The organism is Tumebacillus lipolyticus (genome assembly GCF_042682745.1).
Taxonomy (GTDB): Bacteria; Bacillota; Bacilli; order Tumebacillales; family Tumebacillaceae; genus Tumebacillus_A; species Tumebacillus_A lipolyticus.
Map to the genome: position 1 here is coordinate 1 of NZ_JBHUIO010000012.1, position 20,839 is coordinate 20,839.

The window sequence follows — 20,839 nt, forward strand, 5'->3', positions numbered from 1 at the left end:
TCAATAAAAGTTTGTATCTTGACTCGCATCTCTCTTCATAACACTCGTTTAGTTTTCAAGGATCAATCTTTTTGCTCTTTCGCGTCGACCGCTCTCTCGCGGCGACAAGAGCTATCTTATCATGCATCCGAAGCAGATACAACCTGTCTTTCCTTCATTTGACCTGCTATTGGAACAAACTTCACGGTTAGCGATGATCAGATCGCTGTGCGTACGTTTTTTGTTCTCTGTCGCTTCGATTCTCGATCATACAAAAAGGTCGGGACGATGTCCCGACCTCATGCTGCTAAATCATCTCTAGCTCGATCGCATCTGCGAACGGAGCGAGCGGCAACTCGCTCGTTGGCTCTTCCTTCTCGGTGAAGGTCAAGCGCTCCACAAAAGACCCTTGGGAAAGCTCAGGACCAGCTGCTTCAAGGCGAATCGTGCACAGCTCGCCGAACAGTTCATCGCCGCCGTCAAACTGAACTTTGATGTAGTTGTCCGTATAGCCGACCAGTTGGCCCGTTTCATCGCGCTCTTCTGGGATCACTTCGAGCAACTGCCCGATAAACTTGGCCGAGTATTGCACCTGCAGCGAATTGGCCAGTTGAATCAAGCGGTTTACCCGCGCCTCTTTCTCGCGCTCCGGCACCTGATCTTTGTACTTCGCCGCCGGCGTAAAGTTGCGCTGCGAATAGGGGAAGACGTGAAGATCGGCAAAATGCTGATCTTTGATGAAATGGTAGGTGTCTTCAAAATCCTCTACGCTCTCACCGGGGAAGCCGACGATCACATCGGAGGTGACCGCAAGATCGGGAAGTGCGCGGCGCACCGCTTGCAGGCGCTCCGCAAACTCTTCTACCGTATATTTGCGATTCATCCGATCAAGCACCCGATTGGAGCCCGATTGAAGTGGGATATGCAGGTGTCGCACCACCTTTTTCGAACGCGTCAACACGTCGATCATCTTGTCATCCAATTCGGAAGCTTCGATCGAAGAGATGCGAATCCGACGCACTTCTGGCACTTCTCGCTCCAGATCGACCAACAGGTCAGCCAAGTTGTAATCATCGAGATCATCCCCGTAGCCACCGGTGTGAATGCCGGTCAGAACGATCTCATAATAGCCCGCTTCGACCAGCTTTTTCGCCTGTTTGATCACGTTTTCCGGCTGGCGAGAGCGAATGAACCCCCGCGAATACGGGATGATGCAGAAGGTGCAGAAATTGTTGCAACCCTCCTGAATCTTCAACGAAGCGCGGGTGCGGTCATGGAAAGACGGAACGTCAAGCTCTTCAAAATGGCGTTGTTTCCGGACGGAGGCAACCACTTTAAACGGGTTTTTCTCCGCCTGTGCCCGCTCCACATAATCGATGATCTGCTCGCGCCCCTGCGTCCCGATCACGAGGTCGACGCCGGGGATCTCCAAGATCTCATCTGGTGCCACCTGTGCATAACAGCCGGTGACCACGACGGTCGCCTCCGTGTTTTTCCGGATCGCTCGGCGGATCATCTGGCGTGACTTCTTGTCACCCGTGTGGGTGACCGTACAGGTATTGATCACATAGACATCGGCGATATCATCAAAATCTACTTGCGTATATCCTTTTTCCCGAAACAGATGCCAGATCGCTTCTGTATCATAGGAGTTTACTTTGCATCCAAGCGTATGAAAAGCAACTGTGCTCATCGCTCATCCTCCCATCTCGCCAAATTGATAGCAGATACAGGCGGCTGCCACTAGGCCTGCCGTCTCGGTTCGCAAGATGCGAGACCCGAGCGTGACTGGGATCGCGCCCATCGCCAGAGCAGTTGCAATCTCTTTTTCGGTGATGCCACCCTCAGGGCCGATCACCATGCAGATCTGCTCGACGTCAGGCCGCTCGCTCAACACCTCGCGCAACCCTCGCGCCTTTTCTCCCTCATAGGGGACGATCACCAGGTCAAAACCGTCTAGGCTGTTCATCAGCCGCTCGAATGTCATCCCGACTGCAACGGAGGGGACAAGCGTGCGATGCGCCTGTTCTGCCGCCTCTTTGGCGATCTTCTGCCAGCGTTCGCGACGCTTTTGCTCTTTCTTTTGATCGTACTGCACGATGCAGCGCGCCATCTCAAGCGGAATGAAGCGGGATATCCCGACCTCCGTTCCTTTTTGGACGATCATGTCCATTTTATCACCTTTGGGCAACCCTTGGGCCAAGGTAATTTTTACAGCCGTTTCCACCTGATCGGTCAGCTGTTCGACGATCTGTCCGAGCACCCGATCTTGACCGAGGTCGGTCAGCTCGACGCAAAATGCGTGGCCGATCCCATCGCAGACGATCACCCGCTCGCCCGCTTCCATGCGCAAGACGCGAACGATATGCTTCACATCATCGCCTGTGATCGTCACCGTCTGCCCTTGAATCGCTTCCGGTTCGACAAAATAGCGCTGCAAACTGCGTCAGCTCCTCTCAAGTTTGGCCACGAGCGCCACCCAATCCTCTTCGATGAGCGTATCGACGATCTGAAACCCGTGTTCCAGCAGGGCGGTGCGCACCAGCGTTTCCTTCTCTTTGATGATGCCCGAGGTGATCAGCGTCGCATGCTCCTTCATCACCCCGGCAGCGCTCGGAATCATCAACAGGATGATCTCCGCCAAGATGTTGGCGACCACCACGTCGAATCGCTCGGTCACACCGTTTAGCAAATCGTTCGCCCGAACGCTCACCTTTTCGCTCTCACCGTTCAGCTCGATGTTTTCAGTTGCCACTTGCACCGCTACCGGGTCGAGGTCGAGCGCCAACACAGACTCCGCACCAAGCTTGGCGCAGGCGATCGAGAGGATACCCGTTCCACAGCCCACGTCGACAACGCGATCTCCCCGCTTGACCACTCGCTCAAGCGTCCGCATGCACAGCGCGGTCGTCGGGTGCGTGCCCGTGCCGAACGCCATGCCCGGATCGAGCTCGATCACCACTTCGTCAGGGCGCTCCGGCATATAGTCTTCCCAGGTCGGCTTGATCGTCAAGCGATCGGTCACGCGCACCGGGTGGTAATATTTTTTCCACTCATCCGCCCACTCTTCCTCATCTGCGATGCGGACGCTGACAGCAGCGGGAGCAGGGTCGAGCCCTAGCGCTTTCAATCCATCAACTTCAGCCTTGATCGATTCGCACATCTCGTCCTTCCACGTTTCCAGCGAGACATACGCCTTCACGCGCACGCCCGATTCAGGGAAATCGGCAGGGTTCAGACCGTAGATCTCGCCATAGCGATCTTCCCACGTGCGGGTCAAGTCGTTGCTATCCTCGATCACGACACCTGTGGCTCCGTACCGCTCAAGGATCGCCGAAACGGCTTCCGTCGACTCTGATGTGGTCAAGACTTGCACTTCTGCCCACTGCATACTAGTTCCTCCTCATGTAGCTCTTGACATACAAAATAAAAAATACCACAGAACGAAAACAAAATCCACAGGTGATAGGATGCCCCAAACGGGAGCATTCCTGCACCTGTGGATCGACGATCAATCGCCTAAAAAGGCAGATTTCAAACGTTCAAACATCGAGCGTTCCTGCTCGTGCGTCTCTTCGCCCATCGAGGAGGCAAGCTCGCGCAACAGATCTTTTTGCTTCTCGGTCAGATTGGTCGGCGTGACCACGACGACGTGGATATGCTGATCCCCGCGCATGCTGCTGCGGTTCAGGTGTGGAATCCCATGTCCGCGCAGGCGGAACACTTTGCCCGACTGCGTGCCCGCAGGAATGCGCAGCTTCACCTTGCCATCGAGCGTCGGCACTTCGATCTCATCGCCGAGCGCCGCCTGCACGAACGTCAGCGGCACTTGGCAGTGCACATCCTCATGCTCGCGCTCGAAGAAATCATGCTCCTTGACGACAAACACGATGAAGAGATCGCCCTGTGGGCCGCCTTTGGTGCCCATCTCGCCCGCGCCGGAGACGCGAATGCGATTGCCTGTGTCGACACCGGCCGGGATGTTGACTTTGATCGTGCGGCGCTTGCGAACTTTCCCTTCGCCGTGGCAGCCGCCACAGCGCTGCTCGATCCGTTTTCCCGAGCCGTTACAAGTGCGGCAGGTCGTCCGGTTGACCATCCTGCCAAGCGGCGTGGAGACCACTTGTTCCTGTTGACCAGTCCCTTTACAGGTGGCACAGGTCGAGACGTCTGTGCCCGGCTTCGCACCGCTGCCATGACAGGTGTCGCACTCTTCCCAACGGGGAATCTCGACTTCCTTCTCGGCACCAAACACAGCTTCTTTAAACTCGATCTGCATCTGGTACTGCAAGTCTGCTCCCCGCTGCGGGCCGCCGCGCTGACGTCCACCACCGCCGAAGAACATGTCGAAAATATCGCCAAATCCGCCGAAACCTTCCGCACCGCCGGCGCCACCGAACTGGTTCGGGTCCTGATGCCCGAACCGGTCGTAGCGCGCGCGCTTTTCGCTGTCTGAAAGCACTTCATACGCTTCGGTGACTTCCTTGAACTTATCTGCCGCGCCGGGGTCTTCCTTGTTCACATCAGGATGGTACTGGCGCGCCAGCTTGCGGTATGCTTTTTTGATCGACTCGGGCGCAGCATCCTTCTCGATGCCGAGCACCTCATAAAAATCTCGTTTGCTCACGAGCACTCACTCATTTCTTATCTTCGTCAACGACAGTGTACTCTGCGTCTACCACGTTGTCGTCCTGTTTCTCGCCGCCTTGCTCACCCGCTTGCGCCGCCTGCTGAGCTTGTGCCGCTTGCTCGTACAGCTTGACAGACAGCTGTTGCACCACTTGGCTCAGCTCTTCAGAAGCAGCTTTGATCGCTTCGGTGTCGGTGCCTTCCAGCGCAGATTTGACCTTTTCTTTCGCCGCGTTCGCGTTGTCGATGTCCGCTTGATCCACTTTGCCTTCCAGATCTTTGAGCGTCTTTTCCGTCTGGTAGACGAGGGAGTCTGCGTTGTTGCGGATGTCCACCTCTTCACGACGCTTCTTGTCTTCATCAGCGTTCGCTTCCGCCTCTTTCACCATGCGGTCGATCTCATCGTCAGACAGGCCGGTGTTCGAAGTGATCGTGATCTTTTGGCTCTTGCCGGTGCCGAGATCTTTCGCGGAGACGTTGACGATGCCGTTTGCGTCGATGTCGAAGGAGACTTCGATCTGCGGAATGCCGCGCGGTGCTGGCGGGATGTCGCCTAAGATGAAGCGGCCGAGCGTCTTGTTGTCGCGAGCGAAATCGCGCTCCCCTTGCAGAACGTGAATCTCAACAGAAGTCTGGCTGTCTGCCGCCGTGGAGAACACTTGCGATTTGGAAGTCGGGATCGTCGTGTTGCGCTCGATCATGCGCGTGCAGATGCCACCTTGTGTCTCGATGCCGAGCGACAGCGGGGTGACGTCGAGCAGCACGACATCTTTCACTTCACCGGTCAGGACGCCGCCTTGGATCGCTGCGCCGATCGCGACCACTTCGTCCGGGTTGACGCCTTTGGACGGATCTTTGCCGATAAATTTCTTCACCGCTTCGACAACGGCCGGGATGCGGGTCGAACCGCCGACGAGCACCACCTTGTCGATCTGTGCGCCAGACAGGCCGGAATCTTTCAGCGCTTGACGGGTCGGAACCATCGTCGCTTCCACCAGGTCGGCAGTCAGCTCATCAAACTTCGCACGAGTCAGGTTGACCTCCAAGTGTTTCGGGCCGGTCGCATCTGCGGTGAGGAACGGCAGGGAGATCGTGGTCTGCATGACGCCAGACAGCTCTTTCTTCGCCTTTTCAGCCGCATCTTTCAGTCGTTGCAATGCCATCTTGTCTTTCGAGAGATCGATGCCGTTTTCCTTTTTGAAACCATCCACGAGGAAGTCGATGATCTTCTGGTCGAAATCATCGCCGCCCAGCTTGTTGTTGCCAGAGGTCGCTTTTACTTCGAAAACGCCATCGCCAAGTTCGAGGATCGAAACGTCAAACGTACCGCCGCCGAGGTCGTAGATCAGGATCGTCTGATCTTCTTCCTTATCCAAACCGTAAGCGAGCGCTGCTGCGGTCGGCTCGTTGACGATCCGCAGCACATCGAGACCGGCGATGCGGCCAGCATCTTTGGTCGCTTGGCGCTGTGCGTCGTTGAAGTAAGCCGGAACGGTGATGACCGCTTGGGAAACCTTTTCGCCGAGATACGCTTCTGCGTCAGCCTTCAGCTTTTGCAAGATCATCGCCGAGATCTCTTGCGGCGTGTACTCTGTTCCTTCTACCGTCTCCTTGTGACCAGTGCCCATGTAGCGCTTGATCGACATGACGGTGTCCGGATTGGTCACCGCTTGGCGTTTTGCCACGTCGCCGACCATGCGCTCCCCATTTTTCATCGCCAAAACGGACGGGGTGGTGCGGTTGCCTTCTGCGTTCGGGATGACGACAGGCTCGCCGCCCTCCATCACGGAAACGCAAGAGTTGGTGGTTCCAAGGTCGATACCGATTACTTTGCTCATTGTTTGAAGACCTCCTGTGTTGGTTCGGTTTAGTTTATGAAAATTTGAATTGGTTCGCTTGTTGTTGGAATCAAAAAATTACTGGCTGACCTGCACCATCGACGGGCGCACCACTTTATCCTTCACCCTGTATCCCTTGCGCAGTTCCATGACCACCGTGTTGGATGGATGCTCATCCGACTGCACCTGCATGACGCCTTCATGGAAGTTCGGGTCGAACGGTTGACCGACCGCCTCGATCGGTGCCAGACCGTTTTTCTCAAGCGCGGTGGTCAGTTGGCGAAACACCATCTCCACCCCGGACAGCAGCGTTTTGATATCGCTCTCTTCGCTCGTTTTCAATGCCATCTCAAACGTGTCGAGGACGGGAAGCAGCTCCTCGATCAGCGAGACGTTCGCGTATGCCGCAAACTCTTCTTTTTCCTGGCGGCTTCTGCGTCTGAAGTTATCAAAATCAGCCTGGGCGCGCAGATAGCGAGTCTTATGATCTTCCGCCTCCGCTGCCAGGCGCTCAATTTCGGCGAGCAGTTCCTCGCGGCTGCGCGGATCGGTCGTCTCTTCAGCTTGCACCTCTTGCCCTTCGGTTGCTGTTTCTGTCACATCGTCTTGCAGGTTTTGATTTTCTTGCTCCATGTTCATCCTCCTTCACGTGGTAAACGCGGTGCTCATGCTTCGTCAGGCGACAGCTCTTTCATGCGGATGATCGTGTGGATGCGCATGATCGCAACTGTCACTTCGCCCGCCGCTTGCAAGGCGTGAAGTTTGACAGACGTCGGATCGAAGATGCAGCGCTCCATCATGTCCACAACCTGTCCGTCGTCACAGTCGACCGCCAGCGCATCAGACCCTCGTTCGATCTGCGCGACGTTAACCTCCTCCACCTTTTCCAGCGGATTGAAGCCGGCGTTTTGCACGATCTGCGTCATCGGGCGGCGCAGCGCTCTCGCCACCGCCTCCACGCCAAATCCGGTCATGCCGCGCACCGTCTCACGCATCTTTTCCACCTCGCGCGATGCCCAGAGCTCGATCGCACCACCGCCAGGGACGATGCCGCCGCGCACCGCCGCCTGCACAGAGGAAGCCGCATCTTTGGCGATGCGCAAGCGCTCGCCGACCACCTCTTCGGTCGAGGCGCCGACCAGGATGGTCGCCATCGGCTTCCCTTGCCCTCCTACGATGCGGATGTTCTCCATCCGCTCATCTTCATAGATAACTTCTGCCAAGCCTAAAAACTTATGTAATTCCTCTGCCCCTTTGGTCAGTCCGGTGCGCTTGATCGGCCGCGCGCCCGTGTGCTCCGCAATCTTGCGCAAATCTTTGGAAGTGACGCGCTGAACGATCAGCACGCCCGCTTCCCCCAGCACTTCCTCGGCGACCGGGGAGACGCCTCGATCGGTGAACACCGCCGCGACGCCCGAGCTGAGCAACCGCTCCAGATTGGCGCGGAACTGCTCTTTATATTGTCGGTAGAGCAGGAAGCCCGCCTCGGTGCCGAGCGCTTCGCTGTCCAGCTCTTCCGCCTCCAGCTCATCATCGACGATCAAGACCCGAGCGTCGGTGACCCGCATCGGCATCTGCGGCGACATCCGCTGCTTGTCGATCACCAAGCCTTGAAACACTTCCGACTCCGCTCCGACCGCCGCCATCACGCAATCGGCGAGGCGAAACTCGCGGCTTCTCAGCTTCTCATCTCCGGTCAGGTGTGCAGCCTCGGTGACCAGCTCTGCGATGTCACGGTGCTCTCGCCCTGCGACCATCGCCACCTGATACAGCACCTCGCGATCGAGTCCGTCCAGCGCACGGGCTCTGCTCTTGATCCGCTCCAGCGCATATTTCACACCCTGCTGAACGCCTTCGATCACCCGGGTCACCGGCACGCCGCGCTCCACTTGCCCCACACCTTCTTGCAAAAGTGCGGCCGCAAGCAGCGTCGCCGTCGTCGTCCCATCCCCGATCTCCTCCTGCTGTGCGGAGGCCACGTTGATCAGCATCTTCGCGGCGGGGTGCACCACTTCCATCCGATGCAAGATGGTCACACCATCGTTTGTGATGATCACGTTGCCCGCCGCATCGACAAGCATCGTATCGAGACCTTTGGGACCGATCGTGCCCTCGACTGCAGAGGCGATCGCTCGCACCGCAGTCGTGTTCGAGTAGAGCGCGGACAATCGCTCGTCATGCTCGCTTGCTTTCGAACCGATTGGGGTCTGGCTCATCCGAACATCTCCTTCTCGCTATGTAAAGGAAGGAAAGCGATCCGCCTTCCCTATTGAATTGCAACTGCTAGCATCAGACTGCTCGTTTCAAGTATGGACGCGCGGCACCTATTTATTCAGGTGTGTGAGCAGGGAGGAGAGATTGTTCGCCAACCCTCGAATCACTGCGATCGTGCGCCCATAATCCATTCGCGTCGGCCCCAAGACTCCGATCGTGCCCACCGGCTTACCATCGATCGAGTAGGAAGCGGTGATCAGCGAGCAGTTGTGGATGGTCTCATGCTCATTTTCCTGCCCGATCCGTATCTGGATCCCCGGCTTCAAGCCGAACGGATCGACCAAGCGGACAAGATCTTCCGTATGTTCGAACAGATCGAGCAACGGCTTCAGCTTTTCCACATTGCGAAACTCCGGTTGGTTCAAGATCTTCGTCGTGCCGCCCAGATAGACTTTGGACAGGTCGCTTTCCTGACCTTCGACCATCTGATCAAACAGCGTCATCGCCGACTCGAACTGCTCCGAATAGCGCTTGAGCTCTGTGGCGATCTCGCGGTGCAGACGCATTTTCAGCTCGGGCATCGACACGCCGACCAGCTTGCGGTTTAAAAGCTCGATGTAGTGCTGAACCGACTCGACCGCGATGCCTTCTGGAATGGTGACCATGCGATTTTCCACATGGCCGTTATCCATGACGATGATCGCCACCGCTTTGCGATCTTGCAGCGGCACCAGTTGAATCTGCCGCAGCTTGGCGGTCGACACCTTCGGCCCCAGCACGATCGATGTATAGTTGGTCAGAGATGACAAGATGGTCGCCGCCTGTTGCACGACCTGTTCCATCTGGTCGATTCTCTGCAGAAATTCAACCCGAAGGCCGTGCGGATCATCATCGGGCGCCGAAGCCAAATTCAGCAGATGATCCACATAAAACCGGTAGCCCTTTTGCGAGGGAACGCGACCGGCAGACGTGTGCGGTTGTTCCAAATATCCAAGCTCCTCCAGATCTGACATCTCATTGCGGATCGTCGCAGGCGAGATCGACATGTCGGGGCGCTTGGAAATCGCACGGGAGCCGACCGGTTCAGCCGTGAGAATGTAATCATCGATGAGAACTTGTAAAATGATCTTTTGGCGATCTGTCAACATGATGTCCCATTCCCTTCCGTTGTTAGCACTCAGGGTGACTGAGTGCTAATTGCTATTATGAATGTAGCAAAAACGCCCTTCCGTTGTCAACGGAGAGCGCCTATTTTTTTGCAAAATCAGGATAAAGATTTGAAAATTCCTTCAAGAAATCGGTCGAACTGACCTTAATTTCGACTTGTCCCCTCTCCGCTAGCGATGCTGAACCGTGCAGATCGCTCGGAAGTTGCAGAAGCGGCAGCTGCGCGCATCGAGCGCTGGGCGAAACTCCTCCTCTGGGCGCGGTCTGTTCGCCTCTGGATCGAGCAACATCAGATCCATCTCCGCCGCACTGTCCAGGATCTTCTGCTCGATCGCCTCCAGCCCCTGAAAGCTGATCTCTTCCTTGTGACAGCTCCCTTTTAGCAGATATTCGGTGCGTATCTCGATCTTTTCGAGCGGAGCGCCCAGCGCGTTGTGCAGATAGTACGCGTACAGCTGCATCTGCTCCTCATTTCGGTCATCTTCCAACCCGCTCTTCCAATCGATGATCACATACTTGCCAGCCTCATGCCGATACAGCGCATCCAACTTGACATACACTTTGATCCCCTGCAGGTAAAACGAGTTCAGCTTTTCCACTTCGACCAAGCGATACTCCGGATTGCGGATCACCTCGTGCAAGCTCTCACTCTGGATCAGATGATCCACACAGGCTCCCATCCGGCTCTTGATCTCTGCGACCGCCCGATCGGCTAGGCGCTTCTCTTGAGAATAGTAAAGCTCAGCCAGCATCTTCCGCCGCTTGGGCGCCTGCCACCACGCGTCCGCATCGAGCGATTCGCGATACGCCTGATTGAGCAGGTTGCGAACGCGCTGGAACAGCTCATCCCGCAGAAAGCCGACCCCTTTTTGCTCCCAGCGGTTGATGTACATCTCTGCCGCATCGTGCAGGGTCTCGCCCAAGTACAGGTACAGGTTGAGCAATTGCTTGAGCCGGTACAGCGCTTGTGCCCGCTCTGGCGCATCTGCCCGCCAGCCGTTGTGCGAGCCATAATACTGATAGTAATATTTGCGCGGACACTCTTGAAAGAACTGATCGCGCGAATGAGACCATGACTTTTCTGGGTGAGGATGGAACGACACCCGCTTCCCCTCCTGAAAAAAGAGCACCCGCCCGATCGGCCAAGTGCTCTTCTCTTTATTCTAAAAACGCAGCGTACACTTCGTTTGCCAAGAAAATGCCTTGTGCGGTCAGCCGCACCCCGACATCGTCCACCGCGAGCAAGCCCAGCGCTTCAAAGCGAGCGACGATCTCGCCAAACACGTCGAGCATGTCCACGCCGTGGCGTTCCCGAAAGCGCTGAAACGACACACCTTCGATCAGCCGCAGCCCCAAGATCATCGTGTCCTCCTGCTGCATTCGAACCTCGATCTGCTCCTGCTCGACCACCGGGCGCGTTCCCTGCAGGGTCGTTTCGATATAGTCGGGGACGTTTTTCTGATTGATGTAACGCACCCCATCGACATAGCCGTGCGCACCGGAGCCGACCGCCAGATACGGCTCATTGCGCCAGTACACCTGATTGTGGCGAGAACGATGCCCGCGCTTGGCCCAGTTGGAAATCTCGTACATCTCGTAGCCCGCCGCTCTCAGTCGGTCGATCACCATCTGGTACATCTGGATCTCGTCCTCCTCAGGCGGCAAGATCAGCTGTCCCCGGTTGTGCCACGTATAAAACGGGGTGCCCTCCTCCACCTTGAGCGAGTAGGCGGACACATGCTCCGGCCCCAAATCGATCAGCGCCTGCAGCGTGTGCTGCAACGCCGCTAGCGACTGTCCAGGCAATCCGAACATCAGATCGAGGTTGATCGAATCAAACCCAGCCAGACGTGCCAACTCCCATGACTGGTAGACGGCGTCGCGGTCATGCAACCGTCCGAGCTTCTGCAGCAGGTCGTTCTCAAAGCTCTGAACCCCAAAGCTCAACCGGGTCGCCCCACCGTCCTTCAAGACGCGCAGCTTCTCCAGATCGACCGTCCCCGGATTGGCTTCGACAGAGATCTCCACACCGTCCGCCATGCGAAAGTGGCGATGCAGCATCTCCATCATCCGCTCCGTCTGGCGGCTGTCAAACATCGTCGGCGTGCCGCCGCCAAAGAACACCGTCTTCAACAGATCGTGATCATAGTCGGCCGCCACCCGCTCCAGCTCAAGATCCAAGCCGTTCAGATAGCGCTCCATCACATCTGACGTCGACACGTAGGAGTTAAAATCGCAATAATAGCATTTTGACGCACAAAACGGAATGTGGACATACAAGGAAGAAACACTCATCCTGCCGTCCTCTACACGAACATGCGCAGCGATTGCACTGGCGACTCGATCTGGAAGCCTAAGCGCGGCTGGTTGATGTTGTCACCGACCTTCAGCAGATGCGCCCGTTCCTGATAGTATTCGATCACGCGGTCGACCTCTTCTCGGCTCACCGCTTCCAAGCGGCCGAGGATCAACTGCGCGATCTCCTCTGGCGTCTCGGTCATCGCCGGACGGTGCTGTCGCTCTCCAGTTTCGGTTACCTGGACCGTCTCTTCCCACGGCATGCGGTTCGCCTGATCGAGATAGCCGACCATCTCCGGGCACAGGGCTGCCTGTTGGGTGAAGCCGAGGGCAAAGGAGAACAGCGTGATGTTCGGGTTGTGGGCGATCCGGTTGGCAAAATTGTCGACCTCATTGCTCCACGTGGTGACGATCAGCCCTTTTAAATCAGATTCGATCGCTTGCGGGCTGGCGAGCGGTACGTCGATCATCTTCGACAGCGCAAAAGCGAGCGGAGCCGCCTTGATGCTGGTTGGGATGATGTAGTCGAACTTGGTAAATCCGGGCACCTCTTCGACCATGCGGCGGAACGTCTCCAGGACGATCGCCAGGTTCAAAAACCCGTAGTTGATGAACACATAGCGTCCGTTCAGCTCCGACTCCTTCTCCAGATCTTCTGTAGAGGTGCGAAGCAGCGGCGTGCCGTACTGAACAAAATGCCAGTCGCGCAGGTTGTTGTCGCGCGGCGGGAACGCTTCATAGCGCTCGATCATCGCCTTGAGGATGTTCAGCGTCACCGGCTCCTGCTCGCTCTTTTCATACTCTTGCGCGATAAACGGAACGACCGACTTCGCCGTCTCCAAGTCTTTGAGCATCAGGCTGATATAGCCCACGTAAAACGCGGTGTTCGGCGACGGTGCCATCTCGTGCGCATGTTTAAAATGGTCGAGCGACTCTTCGAGATGAAACTCTTTCATCATGCAGTATCCGAGCTCAAACACCGCGTTGGACGCCATCGGCACCAGCTCGATCACCCGGAACAGCGGGTTGATCGCCGGGCCGAACAGCTTCTCGCCCATCAGCGTATGTGCGACGCGATAAAACGCTTCCGGGTCGCCCGGGTTCATCACACAGCTCTCGAACACTTCAGCACCCTTGTCCAGTTCGAGCATCCGCAAAATAAATGCGTAGCGCTGATAGATGCGAATATCAAAAAATCGCGAACGAAGTGCGGTGTTCAGCAGATCTTGCGCTTTGTCATACTCCTCGTTCGCCATCAAATCTTCTATGTGTTGCAACATCTCATCAACCTGTTGCAGTTCTCTCAAACGCTCTTCCTGTTCGGACATCGTAGAATCCCCTTTCCCTGACCGATCCGGTCAAACGCTATTGTACCATGAAAAAAAGACGCCCCGCAAAAGGACGTCTTTATTTTTCTGTTAAAAGATCGCAGTTCCCTGCAGAAGGAACGACTTCAGCTATTCGATCTTGAGCACAGCCATGAACGCTTCTTGCGGCACTTCGACAGAGCCGACTTGCTTCATGCGCTTCTTCCCTTCTTTCTGCTTCTCCAGCAGCTTCCGCTTCCGCGAGATGTCACCGCCGTAACATTTGGCCAAGACGTTTTTGCGAATCGCCTTGATCGTCTCCCGGGAGATCACCTTCTGGCCGATCGCCGCTTGGATCGGCACTTCGAACATCTGGCGGGGGATCAGCTCTTTCAGCTTCTCGCACAGCGAGCGCCCGCGTCCGTACGCTTTGTCCTTGTGCACGATGATCGACAGCGCATCGATCGCTTCGCCGTTTAGCAAGACATCCATCTTGACCAGTTGCGAAGCGCGGTAGCCGATCAGCTCATAGTCGAACGACGCGTATCCTTTCGTGCTCGACTTCAAGCGATCGAAGAAATCGTAGACGATCTCCGTCAAAGGAATCTCGTAGGTCAGGGTGACCCGGGTCTGATCGAGGTAGGTCATGTCGCTAAACACGCCGCGCTTTTCTTGGCAAAGCTCCATCACCGTGCCCACAAAGTCTTTTGGCACGATGATCGACGCTTTGACATACGGCTCTTCGATCCGTTCGATCTTCGTCTGCTCAGGCATTTTCGACGGGTTGTCGATCTCCACGCGCTCGCCGCTCGTCGTGTACACATGATAGACGACAGAGGGCGCGGTCGTGATCAGCGTCAGATCGAACTCCCGCTCCAAGCGCTCCTGAATGACCTCCATGTGCAAAAGCCCCAAGAAGCCACAGCGGAATCCGAAGCCGAGCGCAGACGATGTCTCCGGCTCATACTTGAGGGCAGCATCGTTGAGCTCCATCTTCTCCAGCGCATCGCGCAGGTCGTTATAATCGGCCGTATCGACAGGATACAGACCGCAGAACACCATCGGGTTGATGCCGCGATAGCCTGGCAGCGGTTCGGCTGCAGGCGCATCGGCCAGCGTCACCGTATCCCCGACGCGAGTGTCGCGAACGTTTTTGATCGACGCGTGAAAATAGCCGACATCGCCGACCATCAGCGAATCGACAGGCGTGGCTTTGGGCGAGAGCATCCCGCACTCCACGATCTCATACTCGGCGCCAGTTGCCATCATGCGAACTTTCATGCCCGCCTTCAGCGTGCCGTTCATGATTCTGATCTGCACGATAACGCCTTTGTATGGGTCAAAGTGCGAGTCGAAGATCAGCGCTTGCAACGGTTGATCCGGGTCACCGGTCGGAGCTGGCACTTTTTGCACGATCTGCTCCAAGATCTCCCCGATGCCGATGCCCGACTTGGCGGAGGCGAGCACCGCGTCCGATGCGTCCAGCCCGATCACATCTTCGATCTCCTGCTTCACGCGCTCCGGCTCAGCAGAGGGCAGATCGATCTTGTTGACGACAGGCACGATCTCCAGATCGTTGTCCAGCGCCAGATAGACGTTCGCCAGCGTCTGCGCCTCGATGCCCTGCGCCGCATCGACGACGAGCAGCGCGCCTTCGCAAGCGGCGAGCGAGCGGGATACTTCATAGGTGAAGTCGACATGCCCTGGCGTGTCGATCAGGTGCAGGATGTACTCCTCACCATCGTTCGCCTTGTAGTTTAAGCGAACCGACTGCAGTTTGATCGTGATCCCGCGCTCCCGCTCGATGTCCATGTTGTCGAGCAGTTGGTCTTGCTTCTCACGCGAGGTGATCGCGCCCGTATATTCCAAAATCCGGTCAGCCAATGTGGACTTCCCGTGGTCAATATGTGCGATAATCGAGAAATTGCGGATCTTCTCCTGACGTTTTCTAGCGTCCATCGAGTGCACTCCTTCGTTCGTAAAGCATCGCCCATCATTATACCATCAACTGGATTCGGACAGCAACGAAAGAAAAAGCCTCGCACTGAGCGCGAGACTTCTCGCCATCTATTGAGGAAACACCCACTCTTGCAACTTGCCGAGCACGCTCTTCGCCCCCGTCTGCATCCAAGAGCCGATCGTGAGCGAGACCTGATCGAGCGTGTCTGCCACCACGCTCTCCCCGCCTTCTAACGCATCGCTCAGCTGATCGCCCCAGGGCACTTTGGTGCCGGTGACCTGCTTGCCCAAGATCTTCAGATCCACCTCGCCGTTCGTCGTGCTCTGGATCGCCAACGCTTGCGGGTCATCCGCACCGACCAGCGAGTTCACGCCTTTTTCTGCCGTCACGATGCCGAACAGGATCATCGTGGCGAGCAGCACCAAGAGCACACCGTACAGCGCCGCTCCTTCGATCGCACGTCTCATCTCAGCCGTCCCCCCATCCTCCTGTGATCAGTATCGCCGCACCGAACACCTCGCTAAACCTGATTCGACCGATCTGCGCTTTGGCCGTCCGGCCGCTTTACCGATCACTTCGCTTCCGCTTTCAAATACGCTTCGACCACTTTGGCGATCGCCTTGGAGGTGCGCTCCACCTCCGCCAGCGTGTTGTACGGCCCGCCGATCTCGATCAGCACCATGTTCGGGCTGAGATCCTGGTTGTAGCGCGTGTCGAAGTTCGCATTGTACGGGCGCAACCACACGCCGCGCGAGAGGCCTGGATACAGGCTGTTCATCTGCTCGTTCAGCTTCGTCGCCAGCGCTCCATTTTTTTCTTGGTCCTTGTTGCCGCCGCCCACAATCCAGTAGACAGCCGCATACTCTTCACCATGTACCGTCCTTGTCGTCACATTTCGTGCGCCCGAATCGCGGTGGATGTCGAAGATCAGCTTCAGCTCTTTTTGTTCAGCCAACACTTTCTCCACCGTCTTCCGCGAATGGTCATAGGCGTCATCAAAGGGAAACTGCCAATAGTCTTCTGTCGTCTGCATCCCGGCGATTCCCGACTGCTTCAGATCGCCTAAGATCCACTTGCCCGACTGCTCAATATTTTGAGTGGCGTCATAAGCGCGGTTGGGATCGGTTTGCCCGATCTCCGACAAAAAAGATTCCCGATTGTGCGAATGGTAAATGTACACCTGCGGTTTGTCGCTCTTGACCGGCTCGACCTTTTCCCGCGGCTTCGGGTTCAGGTTGGGCGGCAACTCGCCAAAATCGTGATCGGTCGGCGGCGTGTTGTACTGCGGGTCAGGAGTCAACAGTTTAAAGTCGGCGACCGCCATGCCCGGAATTTGATAGCCGAGCAAGGTCAGCGGGTTGCTCGTGTCGATGTCGGTAAACACATAGAGAAGCATGCTGGCGATCCCTTTCGGATAGCCGCCCACCTCTGCCGTCTTGCCTGCCGGAGCGAGCGCCGCATACATCGGGATCTCCTGTGCGAGCATCGTTCCGAGCGACTGTCCAGACAGGCTGTGCAAGATGCGTCCGGCCAGCCCCTTTTGACCTTCGCCTGCGATCAGCTGCACAGACACGATGCCCAAGATGATCGCAAGCGCTGCCAGCGCAAGCGTCATCGTCACGATCGTCATCCGCGCTTTTTGGCCTGTGAAGTTTAGCGTATAATAGCGAAACCGTTTTTTCCGCTCCTCATCCCGTTTCACTGCGAACGACCTCCTCCATCCGTCTCTCTTGTCCCTACTCTATGAACTGCTGTTGCTAGATATGACAACAAAAAAGAGAGCTCCAATGCATCGAACGATTTGCCTTGAGGCTGATCGACCACAGCCTGCTGCAAGTTCGAAACATGGAACTCCCTTTCAAACGATAGGATCTTACAAACGATAGGATCTCAAATCATCTGCCACACCGATCGGTCGACCGGCTCAGCAATTCACAGTCGAATTACACCTGTACCACAATGCTGTCATACAGCGTCTGCGCCTGTTCCCCCACAAAGATGTCTAAGCGCCAGATTCCTTTTTCCGGCAGTTTGACCAGTGAGGGCGCATGTGCGACCGCACCGTTCAACTCGCCGCCGAGCGGCCCCTCGAACACGTTCAACTGCTCATGCGTCTCCTTTTTCAGCGCCACCACTTTAAACTTGCCGTGCAACTCTTTTGCGTCGCCCCAAAAATGCCACATCAACTTCTGGCCTTCTGAGGTAAGCGTCGCGTCTTGGAACGCGACCTTGCCCTCGACGCCTCGCATTCTATGATCTCCTACCATAAAGGTAGGGCTCTCCTTCCACATATCGCTGTCACTGACCGACTCCTGTGGCGGCTGAATGCCTAACTCTTCGTCATAGCACCCACTCAAGACAACCGCTAATGCTACCGCCACCACCATTTTTCTCATCGCTTTCCACCTCCTGCCTTATCTGACGCACAGCAGAAAGCGACGGTTACAACTTTTTTCAAACGATCGCTCCTAGTGGGTGAACAGGCTCGCATCCTCCATCTTGATCGCGTCGTGCAGCGCCACGTTCAATCCGTTTGCCAACACGACCGCCAGATCCTCCACAAACGTGTCCACCTCTTTGGGCGTGACCATCAAATTCTGTCCGAGCGGCTGTAACAGCTCAAAGATCAGCTGCTTCTTCTCCCCTTCATCAAAGCTGGAAAACAGCTTCGTCATCCCGTTGCCGGGCACATCCTGCTCCAAGCGCTGGACGATCAGATCCATTGCGTCTGACGAGATCGTGACCGCATCGACCACCGTCGGCACCCCGATCGCCACCACCGGCACCCCGAGCGTCTTTTTGTTCAGCCCTTTGCGCTTGTTGCCTACGCCTGCGCCTGGTGAAATGCCGACATCTGCCACCTGAATGGTGGTGTTCACCCGCTCCAGCGACCGTGCGGCCAGCGCATCGACGGCGATGACAAGGTCTGGCTTGATCTTTTTGACGATCCCGTGCACGATTTCGCTCGTCTCGACGCCTGTGATGCCGAGCACGCCGGGCGCGACCGCGGCGACCGGACGATATCCGCCCTGCTCCACCAGCTCGGGCATGTGATCGAACAGATGGCGCGTCACAAACAGGTTGTCACAGACCAACGGCCCCAGCGAATCGGGCGTCACCTTGCGATTCCCAAGCCCGATCACCAGCACGGTCGCCTGCTCGGGCAAGCTGACAAACCGCTTCAGCTCCTCGGCCAACTTTTCGGCTACCCGCTTTTGCAGATCAGGATCTTTATATCGCAAACCGGGCACCTCAAACGTCAAATAGTTGCCCTCCATCTTGCCCATGATCTTCGACCCGACCGCATCTTCGATCACCAGTCGGGTGACGGTGATCCCGTCCAGCTCCTCGCTGGACGTTTTGACCCCCGGAATCGCTCCGCCATGTTCAGGAGAAAAGATCTGATGCGCTTCGAGCGCCAGATCGGTGCTCACACTGTACGAATTCCAATCGATCTGCTCCGCCTGCGCTGCTGGTTGTTGGCGACCGCTCCACCGAAGCTCTCTGCCCACTCTGATCCACCTCGCTTATCCTCATTTCATCGAAACGCCACTCTTTGTCAGTAGCGTTACAAATTGGTCGAGAAAGTATGCAAAAAAGGCGATCCCTTGCTTTTTCACAAGCTCCATGATAGAATATCCATTGTCCTTTTTGTGTGGATATTGCACTCGATATGGAGGTGAAATAGATGCCGAACATTAAGTCCGCGATCAAACGCGTAAAGACTACGAACACCCGCACCCTGCGCAACGCTGCTGCTAAGTCTGCTCTCCGCACTTCCATCAAGAAGTTCGAAGTGGCACTGGCTTCCAACGATGCGAACACGGCTGCTTTCTTGAAGCAAGCTCTTCGTTCTCTCGACAAGGCTGTTACCAAAGGCCTGGTTCATAAGAACACTGCAGCTCGCAAAAAGTCCCGCCTGACCAAGAAGTTCAACAAAACGAACATCGCGTAAGGCAATAGATAGTAGGCTTTAACGCTTTGGCGCCAAAGCAGTGAGGCTTCTACTTAACAAAAACGACCCTTTCCATCGCGGAAGGGTCGTTTTTATCGTTCAGTGCGGTTCTGTTCCTGCTGATTCATCATCTGCATCTGGGCGAGCGCGATCATCTTCTTGACCATCTGCCCGCCGATCGGGCCGCCCACCTTGCCTGCTTCGCGCGCGGTCAGCTCCCCGTTGTCACCCGCTTGGTTCAGCCGTATCCCCTGACGCTGTGCGGAGCGGGCGACCGCCTCATCCCCCGTCATCGTGTTCATCACATCCGCTTTCATCCGGTCGAGCGCTTCGCGAGCTTCTGGCACCAACAACCGTCTGCGCTTTCGACGAGCCATCAGGATCACCTCCCTGCGTAGTGTCCCCCAGGATGCCCCTCTTCACTCACCTTTTGCGGCAGCGAAAGCAAAAACATCTCCAGCGCAGTCCGATCTTGGATCTGTCCGGTCTTGATCTTGTAATCGATCTCCGCCAGATCGGCCAACAGCCGCTCCAGCGCCTTCACCGAAAAGCGATTGCCCTGCTCTTTGGCCACTTTTGTCGCATAGGGATGCACGCCGATCTGCGAGGCGATCTGCTGCAGCGAATAGCCCCGTCCGCTCTGCACTTTTACCTGATGCATGATCCGCACCTGCCGCGTGATCATGAACAGCAACTTGATCGGCTCTTCCTTGTTCTTCAACAGATCGTACATCATGCGCATCGCCTTCTCGATGCGCACGCGCACCACTTCATCGATAAACACGAAGATGTTCTGTTCCATCGTCCGCGTCGCCAGCGCATCGACCATCGCTTCCTCGATCGTCGCTTCCTCGCCTGCGTAGAGGATCAACTTTTCGATCTCGCTGCGCAACAGGCGCAAGTTCGTCCCCACCGACAGCAGCAGCCTTGCCGTAGCATCCGGTGTGATCTGCCCGTTTTGCCGGCCAACTTCTGCATAGATCCACTCGCGGCACTCGTTCTCCTTGAGCGCTTGAAACTGCACCACGCAGGCGTTCTTCTGCGCCGCCTTGGTCAACTTCTTGCGCTCATCCAGCTTCTCCGCTTGAACCGTCAAGATCAGCGTGGTATAGGGAGCTGGATTTTCCAAGTAAGCTTGCAAAGCGTCAGGGTTGTGATCGACGCGCGGTGATTTGCTCGCTGTGAACGCGAGGCAGTTCTGCACATACACCACTTTGCGATCTGCCAGAAACGGAATCGTCTCCGCTTCCTGCACCGCGAGCTGAATCGGCGTCTCATCATAGTGAATCTTTGTAAAAGAAAAATCATCGACTCCCTGAGGAAACGCCTGCTGCTGAATCGCATACACAACATCTTCCATCAAAAGCGCTTCTGTTCCGTAGAGCAGATAGACCCCGTGCAGGACACCCCGCTTGAGTTCTCCCATCACATCGCGAAAACTGAGTGCGGCCAATCTGTCTCCTCCTCTCCCAAACACCGATAGAAGCATTGT

General features: G+C 56.4%; 19 protein-coding genes. 1 reads left to right on the plus strand and 18 read right to left on the minus strand.

All coding sequences use genetic code 11. The features are described 5' to 3' along the window. Positions 1 to 286 precede the first annotated feature (286 nt). The 16 genes from mtaB to gpr form a co-directional block, all read right to left on the minus strand. Positions 287 to 1,672: a tRNA (N(6)-L-threonylcarbamoyladenosine(37)-C(2))-methylthiotransferase MtaB gene (mtaB, locus tag ACFSOY_RS19400; RefSeq protein ID WP_386049521.1), complete on the minus strand. Its 1,386-nt coding sequence runs from the start codon at positions 1,670 to 1,672 to the stop codon at positions 287 to 289. A 3-nt stretch (positions 1,673 to 1,675) separates the two neighbouring features. Then, a complete protein-coding gene (locus ACFSOY_RS19405; protein WP_386049522.1) occupies positions 1,676 to 2,419 on the minus strand; it encodes a 16S rRNA (uracil(1498)-N(3))-methyltransferase in 744 nt (247 codons plus the stop codon). Positions 2,420 to 2,425: 6 nt separating this feature from the next. Beyond that, complete coding sequence (prmA, locus tag ACFSOY_RS19410) at positions 2,426 to 3,370, minus strand: 50S ribosomal protein L11 methyltransferase (protein ID WP_386049523.1); 945 nt, start codon at positions 3,368 to 3,370, stop codon at positions 2,426 to 2,428. Positions 3,371 to 3,490: 120 nt separating this feature from the next. After that, entirely contained in the window at positions 3,491 to 4,606 is a 1,116-nt protein-coding gene (gene dnaJ / locus ACFSOY_RS19415) for a molecular chaperone DnaJ (RefSeq protein ID WP_386049524.1), read from the minus strand. Positions 4,607 to 4,616: 10 nt separating this feature from the next. Continuing rightward, positions 4,617 to 6,446: a molecular chaperone DnaK gene (gene dnaK, locus ACFSOY_RS19420; protein WP_386049525.1), complete on the minus strand. Its 1,830-nt coding sequence runs from the start codon at positions 6,444 to 6,446 to the stop codon at positions 4,617 to 4,619. Positions 6,447 to 6,524: 78 nt separating this feature from the next. Then, on the minus strand, positions 6,525 to 7,079 hold the full coding sequence (gene grpE / locus ACFSOY_RS19425) for a nucleotide exchange factor GrpE (RefSeq protein WP_386049526.1): 555 nt from the start codon (positions 7,077 to 7,079) through the stop codon (positions 6,525 to 6,527). 32 nt (positions 7,080 to 7,111) lie between these two features. Next, positions 7,112 to 8,662 (minus strand): TCP-1/cpn60 chaperonin family protein, encoded by a 1,551-nt coding sequence (locus ACFSOY_RS19430; RefSeq protein ID WP_386049527.1) that lies wholly within the window; start codon positions 8,660 to 8,662, stop codon positions 7,112 to 7,114. A 108-nt stretch (positions 8,663 to 8,770) separates the two neighbouring features. Beyond that, entirely contained in the window at positions 8,771 to 9,808 is a 1,038-nt protein-coding gene (gene hrcA / locus ACFSOY_RS19435) for a heat-inducible transcriptional repressor HrcA (RefSeq protein WP_386049528.1), read from the minus strand. Positions 9,809 to 9,997: 189 nt separating this feature from the next. Continuing rightward, positions 9,998 to 10,930: a PD-(D/E)XK nuclease family protein gene (locus ACFSOY_RS19440; protein WP_386049529.1), complete on the minus strand. Its 933-nt coding sequence runs from the start codon at positions 10,928 to 10,930 to the stop codon at positions 9,998 to 10,000. A gap of 55 nt (positions 10,931 to 10,985) precedes the next feature. Continuing rightward, positions 10,986 to 12,122 (minus strand): radical SAM family heme chaperone HemW, encoded by a 1,137-nt coding sequence (gene hemW / locus ACFSOY_RS19445; protein ID WP_386049530.1) that lies wholly within the window; start codon positions 12,120 to 12,122, stop codon positions 10,986 to 10,988. Positions 12,123 to 12,133: 11 nt separating this feature from the next. Further along, complete coding sequence (locus tag ACFSOY_RS19450; protein ID WP_386049531.1) at positions 12,134 to 13,453, minus strand: tetratricopeptide repeat protein; 1,320 nt, start codon at positions 13,451 to 13,453, stop codon at positions 12,134 to 12,136. A gap of 129 nt (positions 13,454 to 13,582) precedes the next feature. Continuing rightward, on the minus strand, positions 13,583 to 15,391 hold the full coding sequence (gene lepA / locus ACFSOY_RS19455) for a translation elongation factor 4 (RefSeq protein ID WP_386049532.1): 1,809 nt from the start codon (positions 15,389 to 15,391) through the stop codon (positions 13,583 to 13,585). A 108-nt stretch (positions 15,392 to 15,499) separates the two neighbouring features. Continuing rightward, a complete protein-coding gene (locus ACFSOY_RS19460) occupies positions 15,500 to 15,859 on the minus strand; it encodes a DUF3679 domain-containing protein (RefSeq protein ID WP_386049533.1) in 360 nt (119 codons plus the stop codon). A gap of 104 nt (positions 15,860 to 15,963) precedes the next feature. Next, a complete protein-coding gene (spoIIP, locus tag ACFSOY_RS19465) occupies positions 15,964 to 17,094 on the minus strand; it encodes a stage II sporulation protein P (protein WP_386049534.1) in 1,131 nt (376 codons plus the stop codon). 241 nt (positions 17,095 to 17,335) lie between these two features. After that, the gene (locus ACFSOY_RS19470; protein ID WP_386049535.1) at positions 17,336 to 17,788 is read right to left on the minus strand and encodes a DUF4871 domain-containing protein; all 453 of its coding nucleotides are present in this window, start codon (positions 17,786 to 17,788) and stop codon (positions 17,336 to 17,338) included. 72 nt (positions 17,789 to 17,860) lie between these two features. Beyond that, entirely contained in the window at positions 17,861 to 18,904 is a 1,044-nt protein-coding gene (gene gpr, locus ACFSOY_RS19475) for a GPR endopeptidase (RefSeq protein WP_386049536.1), read from the minus strand. Positions 18,905 to 19,080: 176 nt separating this feature from the next. Between gpr and rpsT the strand changes: the two genes are divergently transcribed. Beyond that, positions 19,081 to 19,347: a 30S ribosomal protein S20 gene (gene rpsT / locus ACFSOY_RS19480; RefSeq protein WP_386049537.1), complete on the plus strand. Its 267-nt coding sequence runs from the start codon at positions 19,081 to 19,083 to the stop codon at positions 19,345 to 19,347. Between the two features lie 92 nt (positions 19,348 to 19,439). Here the strand turns inward: rpsT and ACFSOY_RS19485 are convergent, their stop codons facing one another. Continuing rightward, entirely contained in the window at positions 19,440 to 19,724 is a 285-nt protein-coding gene (locus ACFSOY_RS19485) for a small, acid-soluble spore protein, alpha/beta type (RefSeq protein ID WP_386049538.1), read from the minus strand. 5 nt (positions 19,725 to 19,729) lie between these two features. After that, the gene (gene holA, locus ACFSOY_RS19490; RefSeq protein ID WP_386049539.1) at positions 19,730 to 20,800 is read right to left on the minus strand and encodes a DNA polymerase III subunit delta; all 1,071 of its coding nucleotides are present in this window, start codon (positions 20,798 to 20,800) and stop codon (positions 19,730 to 19,732) included. Between the last annotated feature and the right edge of the window lie 39 nt (positions 20,801 to 20,839).